The sequence below is a fragment of the Actinomadura sp. B10D3 genome (genome assembly GCF_039871695.1).
GTDB lineage: Bacteria > Actinomycetota > Actinomycetes > Streptosporangiales > Streptosporangiaceae > Spirillospora > Spirillospora madurae.
In genome coordinates this window covers 1-618 of record NZ_JBDPLY010000107.1, presented here as the reverse complement: position 1 = coordinate 618, position 618 = coordinate 1, and the positions used below count along the sequence as shown (strand labels likewise).

Here is a 618-nt window from a genome sequence, read left to right as displayed (position 1 = left end):
ACTTCGCCTCCTCCTCGAACGACGCCAGGTAGGCGGCGAACTGCTCCTGCTCCTCGGTCATCAGCGGATGCCGGTCGGCGTACACGTGGTCGAACATCGACAGCGGCTCCGGGTCGGGCAGCGCCAGACACGCCTCGCGCAGCTCGCGCGCCATCTGCTTGGCCTCCTCGTCGACCTTGTCGAAGAACGCCGGGTCCGCCAGGTCGCCGCGCACCAGGTACGCCTTGACGCGCTCGATCGGGTCCTTGAGCTTCCAGGCCTCTTCCTCGGCCTTCAGCCGGTAGCGCGTGGGGTCGTCCGTCGTGGTGTGGGCGCCCATCCGGTACGTGAACGCCTCGATGAGCGTCGGACCCTGGCCCGTCCTGGCGTTCTCCAAGGCCTTCCTGGTCACGGCCAGGCAGGCGAACACGTCGTTCCCGTCCACCCGCAGGCCCGGGAAGCCGTAGCCCTGCGCGCGCTTGTAGAGCGGGATCCTCGACTGGCGTTCCAGCGGCTCGGAGATGGCCCACTGGTTGTTCTGGCAGAAGAACACGATCGGCGCGTTGAACACGGACGCGAACACGAACGACTCGTTCACGTCGCCCTGCGACGTCGCGCCGTCACCGAAGTAGGCGATGG

At 67.6% G+C, this 618-nt stretch carries 1 protein-coding gene; it reads right to left on the bottom strand.

Annotated features, from left to right (window positions below; genetic code table 11):
- Positions 1-618, bottom strand: a 618-nt coding sequence (locus tag ABGB11_RS42470; RefSeq protein WP_347641381.1) for a thiamine pyrophosphate-dependent enzyme, incomplete at both ends; no start/stop codon positions are given.